This is a genomic window from Gelidibacter sp., from assembly GCF_035577925.1.
Lineage (GTDB): Bacteria > Bacteroidota > Bacteroidia > Flavobacteriales > Flavobacteriaceae > Gelidibacter.
Genome location: NZ_DATJCY010000359.1, coordinates 1 through 9,864 on the forward strand (window position 1 = coordinate 1; position 9,864 = coordinate 9,864).

The following is a 9,864-nucleotide window of genomic DNA, read 5'->3' on the forward strand; positions in this document are numbered from 1 at the left end:
TTCATGAACACAAAAAAGAAGAAGCACAATTGGCAGCGATGATTGCAGTGAGACGCTATTTGGAAGATCAGAAAAAATTGAGAATTCCCAATTGAAATTGAAGTTGAAATTGAAATTGAAGTTGAAACGACTTAACAAATAAAGTTCATGACATAGATACAGACGATAGAGTTATCTGGAGAAGCCGAAATTGAAAATTAGTGTAATTCGTACCATTTGTGTCCAAAGAAAATCAGTGTAAAACTCATAAAATCATTATTATCTGTATCCCAGTAACGAAATCGAATGCAGATAATTATCAAAAATAAACATGGAATCAAAAATAAAAAATCTTAACGAAAAACTTACCCAAGCCTATCTTGGTGGCGGACAAGAGCGCATTGATAAACAGCACAAACAAAAAAAGCTGACCGCAAGAGAACGCGTACTCTATCTGCTTGATGACAGTTCTTTTGAAGAAATTGGCGCTTTGGTAACGCATCGCACGAAAGATTTTGGAATGGAAGATCAGCAGTTTTACGGAGATGGCGTTGTCACAGGTTATGGCACCATAAATGGTAGACTGGTATATGTTTTTGCACAAGATTTTACGGTTTTTGGAGGTTCTTTATCAGAAACCCATGCCGAAAAGATTTGTAAAATCATGGATTTGGCTGTTAAAGTTGGCGCACCAATTATCGGATTAAATGATTCGGGTGGTGCGAGAATTCAAGAAGGTGTTCGAAGTTTAGGTGGTTATGCCGATATTTTTTACCGAAATGTACAAGCTTCGGGAGTCATTCCGCAAATATCGGCCATTATGGGACCTTGCGCTGGCGGTGCGGTTTATAGCCCTGCGATGACCGATTTTACACTTATGGTCCAAGATACCAGTTATATGTTTGTTACGGGTCCAAATGTCGTTAAAACGGTGACCAATGAAAATGTAACTTCAGAAGAGTTGGGAGGTGCCAGTACACATTCTACAAAATCTGGCGTGGCGCATATCACGTCGTCCAATGATGTGGAATGCTTGGAGAATATTAAAAAACTCATGAGCTATATTCCGCAAAATAATACCGAAACTCCTTCGCTATTGCCTTATGATTTTGAGGATGAATTTCGAGAGGAACTGTCTGATATTATTCCTGACAACGCCAATAAACCTTATGATATGCACAGTGTGATCAACGGGATTATTGACACCGATTCGTTTTATGAAATCCATAAGGATTATGCCGAAAACATTATTGTGGGCTTTGCACGATTGGGCGGCAGAAGTATAGGTATTGTTGCCAATCAACCGATGTATCTGGCTGGTGTTTTGGATGTCAACAGTTCAAAGAAAGCAGCACGTTTTGTACGTTTTTGTGATTGTTTCAACATCCCGTTATTAGTTTTAGAAGATGTTCCTGGGTTTTTACCGGGCACCGATCAAGAATGGAATGGTATTATAGTACATGGTGCCAAACTGCTTTATGCATTTAGCGAGGCTACCGTCCCGCGCGTAACGGTAATTACCCGAAAAGCTTATGGCGGCGCTTATGATGTAATGAATTCCAAACACATTGGTGCCGATATGAATTTTGCGTGGCCTAGCGCAGAGATTGCCGTGATGGGCGCTAAAGGTGCTGCAGAAATTATCTTTAAAAAGGACATCAACAATGCCAAAGATAAAGATGCCAAGTGGAAAGAAAAAGAAGCCGAATATGCAGAGCTTTTTGCAAATCCATATAGCGCAGCAGAACGCGGATTTATCGATGAAGTCATCCTTCCAAAAGACACCCGACGTAAATTAATTAAAGCATTTGCTATGCTGAAAGACAAAAAAGTAGACGTACCAAAAAGAAAGCATGGGAATATTCCGCTGTAAATCCCTTGTTAAGATATATCATTAACCTTTTTAAAATCAAGGTTTTTAAATGGGCTTCTTGTTATTGCTAGGTAATTTCTTTGGTTTCGATTTAGACTTTTGTTGATTTTCATTAATTCTGACATAAATCAATTTGTAATGGCCTTTGGAATCTTCACGGCGTTCAATTTCAAATTCTTTTATAGATTTGATCAACGGTGTCAGTTTCTGAAAACCAAAGTTACGAGAATCAAAATTGGGTTGTTTCTTTTGCAATAAGCCACCAACATCACCCAAAAAAGCCCAGCCGTCATCATCGGCAACATCATCAATGGTAGCAGCAATAAACTTGATGTCTTTTTCTGTTATCGTATCAATATTACTGTTTTTAGTAGATTTTGATTTTTCGTTGGATAAACTAGCTTCCTCTTCTGGTTGATTTTTAAGAATTTCGATATAGATAAACTTGTCACAAGCTACAATAAACGGATTTGGCGTTTTCTTCTCACCAATACCATAAACTTTCATGCCTGCTTCACGAAGTCGGGTGGCAAGCCGGGTAAAATCGCTATCACTCGATACCAAACAAAAACCATCAACCTTTTCTGAATAAAGAATATCCATAGCGTCAATGATCATCGCTGAATCTGTCGCGTTTTTGCCAACGGTATAACCGTATTGCTGAATGGGCGTAATGGCATTTTCCAATAACAAAGTTTTCCATTTAGAAAGATGGGGTTTGGTCCAATCACCATAAATACGCTTGATAGTTGGGTTGCCATATTTAGCTATTTCTTCCATCATTTCCTTTACATATGCCGAAGGAATATTGTCGCCATCTATTAATACTGCCAGTTTGATATCCATGAAAAGGAATTGATTTTAAAAAGTTATAGAGTGCTAAAGATACCATTAATTTATAGGCAAATCATTCTAAATCTGTAAGCATTTGCGATATTCCAGAAAAATAAAAATATTGGAAATATGAAATTATCCCAGGATTACACGGATTTATAGAGATAAAAACAATTACCCAAATTTGCTAACAAAAAAATGAAAGTCGCTACAATGCAATATGTTATGGGTGATCGATTTTTATTTGTTACTATTGTAAAACTCCCATAATTCGTGATAATTAATTGCATAAAGCTCTATATTCCCGCAATTTCCGCAGACATTGGTTGATATATCACTTTTTTCAATGTTTTTATGAAAAAAACCTTTTGATTTATCAACTTCCAAGGATAAGCTTCTTTTTATATTTGCATGACCGAAATCTAACATCTTAACTCCTTGAATAATCTTATCTGAACCGCACATTTTACAGGTTTCATTTTTGATCATAATTAATTTTTTAAAATATTGCTCAATATATCTTTCAAAATGCAAAATCCAAAAAGAATAATTTTACTTAACATATTTGCACCTAAGTAATTTTTATTCTTTTGGATTTGTTTAGTGAGATAAAAAGTTTAGTCCAATAGTTTTTGATATACTTTATCTTTTATAGTTTGGTATTTATCGACACATTCAACATATTTTTCAAAAACTTGGTCGTGTTGGAGTAAATAAAACTGATCACACTCCAATTCATCACATTCTCGTACATTATTCATAACATTCCGATAAGTATAAAATTCGTTCAGAAGATTAATATTGTCATTATTATTGTCCAATAAAACATCCCGCAATACTTTATCATTAAGCTTTTTAAGGGCTATTTTCTCTAATTGTTCCGATTCTTTGTTCATGGTTTCCAAATTGGATATCCATGTTTGAAGTTCTCGACGCATGTGTCTTTTAACAAGTTCATCGTCTGTTTCATTGCCATAATTAATCAATGGTTCCATTGTACTATATTTAATTTTGTTATATTATTTTGTCTAATGTTTAAAATAACAATGTCTTTGTTTCCACCCGGAAATTTCCAACTGATCTTGTCATCTTTTGAGTATCCCAAAACTGCTACGCCCATGGGTGTTAGCAGTGAGATTTTTTTTTCTGAATTATTACTTTCGGCCAGTAAAACAAGCTGAAAAGTATATTGCCAACCATCATTTGTGGCCACCGTTATTTCTGAATTGATGCGTACGACATCTTCGGGCATTTTATCATCATCCAAGATATTGGCACTTTCAATTTCTTTCGCAAATTTTGTCAATGATTCTTTTTGGAACGAATCTTTATGATCCTTCGTAAGATTCAGCAATTGCTTAATCATGACATATTCCTTCTTTTCTAAAAGTAGTTTACCGTATTTCATAACTTTATTTTGAGACGGCCGCAGGGATAAACAGGTTTTAAATTGTTTTTATACCTTATATAAACGTCAAAATTGTCCACTTTATGCAGAAAAAGCAATCTATTTTTCACCTCTTTATTGTTAGCCAACACTTTTTTTATATTTGGAAACTTCATAATCGCAACAAGAATAAACCGAACTTTTATCTGTGGTCAAACAGCAATAAACGACATGCTCACACGAGGTGCATAAAGTGTTTTTTAAAGTATTCATAATTAAGGTTTTAAAATGCCATGAAGCGTGCAATAGATGTGCCGTTAAATAATCCATTCTTACCAGAATCCACAAACATCATAAAATGAGATACTTACGTATAAATATAATTAAATTGAAATTTCAGGAAATGGGGCAGAAATACCCAGTGGGGTTATTTATCTCGCAAGAGGTAATTACTTTATTTTATCACGAAGTGTTTTTCTATCAATTTGAAGAATCTCTGCCGCCTTGGTTTTATTGTTATTGGTCGCTTCAAGAACCATCAATATATGCCGTTTTTCAATCTCCTTAAGCGAAAGAAATATATCCTGTTTTGGAAAATCAATTTGAAACTTTAAATGTTTGGGTAAATTGCTGATTTCAATGCGTTTGTCGCACATAATAACAGCGCGTTGAATACTGTTTTCAAGCTCCCTAATATTTCCTGGCCAGTCGTAACGGGTTAGTGCCAATAAAGCTTCATCGGATATGTCAACAATTCGATCTTTATATTCTACGCCGTATTTAAAAAGAAATTTATCGACCAAAAGTGGAATGTCAGATTTTCGATCCCGCAACGGCGGCACTTCTATTTGAACCACCGTAAGCCGATAGTACAAATCTTCCCGAAAACGTCCGTTTTTGATCAATTCTTTTAAATCGACATTGGTAGCCGCAATGACTCTTACATCTATTTTTTCTGCTTTTTGAGAACCCACGCGCATAATTTCCTTTTGCTGGAGCACTCTAAGCAAACTTAACTGTGTTGCCATGGACGCATTTCCTATTTCGTCCAAAAAAAGAGTGCCTTTATTTGCGGCCTGAAAAAATCCACTGCGGTTATTATTGGCTCCGGTAAAAGCACCTTTAGCATAACCAAACAATTCTGCTTCGAGCAGACTTTCGGGAATGGCCCCACAATTGACAGCAATAAATGGTGCTGCGGCAAATTTCCCTGAATAATGAATTGCACGGGCAATCAGCTCTTTACCTGTTCCGCTTTCTCCTTTTATAAAAATAGTGGCTTTATTGTCCTTAACCTTATCAATGATATTCATGACATTGAGCATCTCGTCCGATTGCCCAATGAGCTCATCAAAAACAGGATTAATAAACACATTTTTTTTCGTTTTATACGCTTTGGCAGGACGTAATGCAAGTGATTTTTGAACGGCATTTTTTAACTCTTCCTTGGTAAAGGGTTTTATCAAATAATCCATAACCCCTGATTTCATGGCATTTAAAGCACCATCGATGGAAGGAAATCCGGTGACAGCCAATTTTGGGATTTCAGGAAAATGCTCAGACACATATTTGACCAATTGCAGACCGTCCACATCGGGCATTTGAAGATCTGTAATCAACAAATCAATAGGTTTATTTTTTAAAATACCAATGGCATCTTTTACCGAAACCGCTTTAAAGGTATTAAAATGCAACGCTTGCAAATGCCTTTGGATAAGTTCAAGAATATGTACGTCATCATCAACTATCAATATGTTTTCTTGTTCCTGCGGCATGACTTATATTTTTGGAAATGTCAATGTAAAAATAGTGCCTTTTGGATGATTAGACTCGTGTTTTATGGTTCCTTTATGGCTTTTCATAATGCCATGTACCACGCTCAGACCTAGTCCGGAACCTTCACCAACAGGTTTTGTAGTATAAAACGGATTGAAAATAAATTCTGAAATAGCATCAGGAATGCCCTTTCCTTCATCTTTAATGACCAAAACTACTTCTCTTTCATGATTGGAAACATCAATCGTTATTTGGCCATTTTGTGGTGAAAAATAAATGGCATTAATTACCAAATTAAAAACCACCTGGGTTAGTTGGATGGCATCCACTCGTAAATAAATGGTGTCTTCGCTGAAGTTTAAACGATATTTCAGATTTTTTTTATTAAAATTCGGCGACAATAAATGGATGGCATCTGCAATAATTGGATCAATATTAACCAACTCCATTTGCTGTGGCATTTCGCATGAAAAAAACATCAATTTCTTGACCACTTCTCTCGAAAAAATAGCACTGTGCACTATTTTATCCAAATCGTGCATGGCTTCATCTTCATCAACAAAACGCTCTTTAAGTAATTCTGAAAAGCCTAATATATTGGCAAGTGGCGTATTGAGTTCGTGGGCAATTCCGGCGGTTATTTCTCCTAAAATTGATAATCTGTCGGCGCGTTCCATTTGGCGCTTGGTGCGTTCTTCTTTGTCAATTATTTCTTTTCTCTCGATAAGATTACCAATTTCAAAAGCCAAGGAATGGATTAATTGTTTTTCTTCTTCCAAAAAATCGAGTTCACTGTATTTAGGCTTAGGATATTTGACTTTTATAGAACCATAAGGAAGATTAAAAACTTTTATTACAGCCGAAATAAATACATTTTGGTTGATTTTTTTGCCTTCATGTACCACTTTATCTCCATAATTAATTTCGACAAATGCATCTTTGCTATAAAGAACTGCTTCTTTTAAGCTTAGAGCAATAGCTTTAAAAGTGGGTTCGAAATCAAAAAAATTACAGTTGGCAATATAGGAACTCACATTGTAAAGACAAGTGAGTTCCTTAATACGCTCTTTTAATTTATCTTCTATAGAAATAATGGCGCCCATAAAATGGCTTTAAATCCTTTCATCAATAATTTGCTGTACCACTTCTGGATTGAGCAATGTACTGGTATCCCCTAAATTAGAGATGTCGTTTTCGGCAATTTTACGAAGAATACGACGCATAATTTTACCACTTCTTGTTTTTGGTAAAGCGGTTGTAAATTGAATTTTGTCGAGCTTACCAATTGGGCCAATTCGCTCTGAAATCAATTGGTTAATTTCCTTGCGCAAATTGTCCTGGACCCTACTTTCGCCCGTTTCTTTCAAAGTCACATAACCATAAAGTGCATTTCCTTTAATATCATGAGGAAATCCAACAATAGCACTTTCTGCAACTGCGGGATGCTCGTTGATGGCATCTTCTAATGGTCCTGTTCCTAAATTGTGCCCAGAAACAATGACCACATCGTCTACGCGACCTGTAATTCTGTAATAACCTACTTCATCGCGCAAAGCGCCATCTCCAGTAAAATACATGTTTTCGTAGGTAGAAAAATAAGTTTCTTTATAACGCTGATGATTATTCCAAATGGTACGCGCCATTCCAGGCCATGGAAATTTAATGCACAAACGGCCTTCTACCTGATTATTTTTCAATTCGACACCTTCATCATTGACAATGGCAGGTTGAATTCCTAAAAACGGTAATGTGGCATACGTTGGTTTTGTTGGTGTGACATATGGTAAAGGCGAAATCATGATACCACCGGTTTCTGTTTGCCACCAGGTATCAACAATAGGATTTTTACGTTTTCCTATAATATCATTGTACCAATGCCATGCTTCTTCGTTGATGGGCTCTCCTACCGATCCCAAAACTTTCAGAGAGGATAAATCGACATTTTCAACAAATGAAAGATTTTGTTTGGCCAATGCGCGAATGGCGGTTGGTGCAGTATAAAATTGTGTGATGTTATGTTTTTCGATTGTTTTCCAAAAACGACTGAAATCAGGATATTGCGGAACACCTTCAAACATCACCGTTGTAGCGCCATTTGCCAAAGGTCCGTACACAATATAACTATGTCCGGTAATCCATCCAATATCAGCCGTACACCAATAGATATCATCCTCTTTATATTGAAAAACATTCTTAAAAGTATATGCTGTGTAAACCATATAGCCACCAATAGTATGAACCATTCCTTTTGGCATTCCGGTAGAACCTGATGTATATAGAATAAATAAAGGATCTTCGGCATCCATGATTTCGGCATCAAAATTATCTGAAGCTTCATCCATTAATGGTTGCAACCAGATATCGCGGTTTTCAACCATTGCTACGTCTGCATTGGTACGTTTTACTACCAGTACTTTCTCAACATGATCGCATTCTCTAAGCGCTTCATCTACAATTCCTTTAAGGTCAATACTTTTATCTCCTCTAAAAGACCCATCAGATGTAATGACCATTTTACAATTGCTGTCATTAATTCGCGTTGACAATGCCTTAGACGAAAACCCTGCAAAAACCACGTTATGAATGGCGCCCACACGAGCACATGCCAATAGCGTTATTGCCAATTCGGGAATCATGGGCAAATAGACACAAACCCTATCGCCTTTTTTGATACCTTGATCTTTGAGCACATTAGCCATTTTGCAAACACGTTTATGAAGTTCTCTGTAAGTTATGTGCTGTGCTTCTTCATTGGGGTTATTAGGTTCAAAAATAATCGCTGTTTTATTACCACGATTTAACAAGTGCCTGTCAAGACAGTTTTCCGTAATGTTTAATTTTGCTCCTTCAAACCATTTGATTTCTGGTTTTTTAAAATCCCACGTTAATACTTTATCCCATTTTTTACGCCATAAAAAATGCTCTTCCGCAATTTCAGCCCAAAAATTTTCAGGCTCACGAACTGATTTTCTATAGACTTGAAAGTACTCTTCAAAATTTTTAATACTGTAATGACTCATTTGTATCTGGCTTAGTTTTAAAGTTGTATTTTTTAATTTTTTAAAATTATCAATCTTAAGGCATATCCTTTCAAAAATATCAATAAATTTTTAGTGCAACAATTTTTAAAGTTTACTATTTGTTTTGGGCCTGCATCCGCTTGCCGTAAGCTCTAATTTCCCTAATGACTTTGGGGGCCAATAGAATGGTTGCTGTCATCGTAGGAATTGCCATCAAAGCAAACGTGCCATCAATAAGATTGAGCATCATACTTAAAGGTGTGATAGCTCCAAGAATGATGCTTGCTATATAGAAATAATTATAATAATGCTTGTTGTGCGCTCCAAACAAAAAGGACATGCATTTGGTGCCATAATAGGAATACGTAAATAAGGACGATATACTAAAGGTAGCAATACAAATAAGCAACAAGTAATTGCCATATACCGGAATGGCATCATTAAATGCAGCGGCCGTTAAACTGACACCGTTAACTTCACTGGTTTGCCAAACACCGGTCACCAAAATAGCAAGGGCTGTTAAGGTACATACCACAAGTGTATCAATGGCCGGCCCTAGCATGGCCACTAATCCTTCGCGGACAGGTTCTGTAGTTTTTGTGGCGCCATGGGCCATAGGTGCTGTACCAATACCGGCCTCATTTGAAAAAGCACCTCGTCTGACGCCCAACAAAATCAATCCGCCTAAAGCCCCGCCTAAAAATGAATCGCCTTTAAAATTATCAGCCGAAAACGCATCGGTGAACATTAATGCAAGATATTTTGGAACTTCATCTATATGAACACCTAGAATGATCATTACTAAAACAAAATATAGCAGGACCATCCCGGGTACCAATTTTGATGCTGTTTTACTTATTCTATCCAGACCACCCAAAATAACAACCGCAGTAATTGCCACCAAGACCAATCCTATAATAAAATTAGAAGTACTGGTTTCGGCAACTCCGTTGGGTTCTAATAAAATATAATTAATTGCTTGTTTTAACTGATTG

General features: G+C 36.4%; 9 protein-coding genes. 1 reads left to right on the forward strand and 8 read right to left on the reverse strand.

Translation table 11 applies throughout. The features are described from left to right. Positions 1 to 310: 310 nt before the first annotated feature. Positions 311 to 1,852, forward strand: a complete 1,542-nt coding sequence (locus VNJ50_RS13715) for an acyl-CoA carboxylase subunit beta (protein ID WP_325582858.1) — start codon at positions 311 to 313, stop codon at positions 1,850 to 1,852. Between the two features lie 45 nt (positions 1,853 to 1,897). On the opposite strand, the gene VNJ50_RS13720 is transcribed toward VNJ50_RS13715, so the two are convergent. From VNJ50_RS13720 to VNJ50_RS13755, 8 genes are all read right to left on the reverse strand, one after another. Continuing rightward, positions 1,898 to 2,698 carry an NYN domain-containing protein gene (locus tag VNJ50_RS13720; RefSeq protein WP_325582860.1) on the reverse strand — a complete coding sequence of 267 codons (801 nt, stop codon included), beginning with the start codon at positions 2,696 to 2,698 and terminating at the stop codon, positions 1,898 to 1,900. A gap of 228 nt (positions 2,699 to 2,926) precedes the next feature. Next, positions 2,927 to 3,175 carry a hypothetical protein gene (locus VNJ50_RS13725; protein WP_325582862.1) on the reverse strand — a complete coding sequence of 83 codons (249 nt, stop codon included), beginning with the start codon at positions 3,173 to 3,175 and terminating at the stop codon, positions 2,927 to 2,929. 128 nt (positions 3,176 to 3,303) lie between these two features. Next, positions 3,304 to 3,681: a hypothetical protein gene (locus tag VNJ50_RS13730; RefSeq protein WP_325582863.1), complete on the reverse strand. Its 378-nt coding sequence runs from the start codon at positions 3,679 to 3,681 to the stop codon at positions 3,304 to 3,306. Continuing rightward, positions 3,669 to 4,094 carry a GreA/GreB family elongation factor gene (locus VNJ50_RS13735; protein WP_325582864.1) on the reverse strand — a complete coding sequence of 142 codons (426 nt, stop codon included), beginning with the start codon at positions 4,092 to 4,094 and terminating at the stop codon, positions 3,669 to 3,671. Before VNJ50_RS13735 ends, VNJ50_RS13730 begins: the two co-directional genes overlap by 13 nt. 428 nt (positions 4,095 to 4,522) lie before the next feature. Further along, complete coding sequence (locus tag VNJ50_RS13740; protein WP_325582865.1) at positions 4,523 to 5,848, reverse strand: sigma-54 dependent transcriptional regulator; 1,326 nt, start codon at positions 5,846 to 5,848, stop codon at positions 4,523 to 4,525. A gap of 3 nt (positions 5,849 to 5,851) precedes the next feature. Continuing rightward, positions 5,852 to 6,952 (reverse strand): HAMP domain-containing sensor histidine kinase, encoded by a 1,101-nt coding sequence (locus tag VNJ50_RS13745; protein WP_325582866.1) that lies wholly within the window; start codon positions 6,950 to 6,952, stop codon positions 5,852 to 5,854. Positions 6,953 to 6,961: 9 nt separating this feature from the next. Beyond that, positions 6,962 to 8,869, reverse strand: coding sequence for an acetate--CoA ligase (acs, locus tag VNJ50_RS13750; RefSeq protein ID WP_325582867.1), 1,908 nt, complete (start codon positions 8,867 to 8,869; stop codon positions 6,962 to 6,964). A gap of 115 nt (positions 8,870 to 8,984) precedes the next feature. Further along, the coding region (locus tag VNJ50_RS13755; protein ID WP_325582868.1) for an alanine:cation symporter family protein at positions 8,985 to 9,864 on the reverse strand (880 nt) is incomplete at its 5' end.

Excerpts from the sequence above, each read along its gene's own strand:
- VNJ50_RS13745 (WP_325582866.1), bottom strand. The coding sequence starts at position 6,952 with ATGGGCGCCATTATTTCTATAGAAGATAAATTAAAAGAGCGTATTAAG.
- VNJ50_RS13720 (WP_325582860.1), bottom strand. The coding sequence starts at position 2,698 with ATGGATATCAAACTGGCAGTATTAATAGATGGCGACAATATTCCTTCG.
- VNJ50_RS13730 (WP_325582863.1), bottom strand. The coding sequence starts at position 3,681 with ATGGAACCATTGATTAATTATGGCAATGAAACAGACGATGAACTTGTT.
- VNJ50_RS13715 (WP_325582858.1), top strand. The coding sequence starts at position 311 with ATGGAATCAAAAATAAAAAATCTTAACGAAAAACTTACCCAAGCCTAT.
- VNJ50_RS13735 (WP_325582864.1), bottom strand. The coding sequence starts at position 4,094 with ATGAAATACGGTAAACTACTTTTAGAAAAGAAGGAATATGTCATGATT.
- acs (WP_325582867.1), bottom strand. The coding sequence starts at position 8,869 with ATGAGTCATTACAGTATTAAAAATTTTGAAGAGTACTTTCAAGTCTAT.
- VNJ50_RS13725 (WP_325582862.1), bottom strand. The coding sequence starts at position 3,175 with ATGATCAAAAATGAAACCTGTAAAATGTGCGGTTCAGATAAGATTATT.
- VNJ50_RS13740 (WP_325582865.1), bottom strand. The coding sequence starts at position 5,848 with ATGCCGCAGGAACAAGAAAACATATTGATAGTTGATGATGACGTACAT.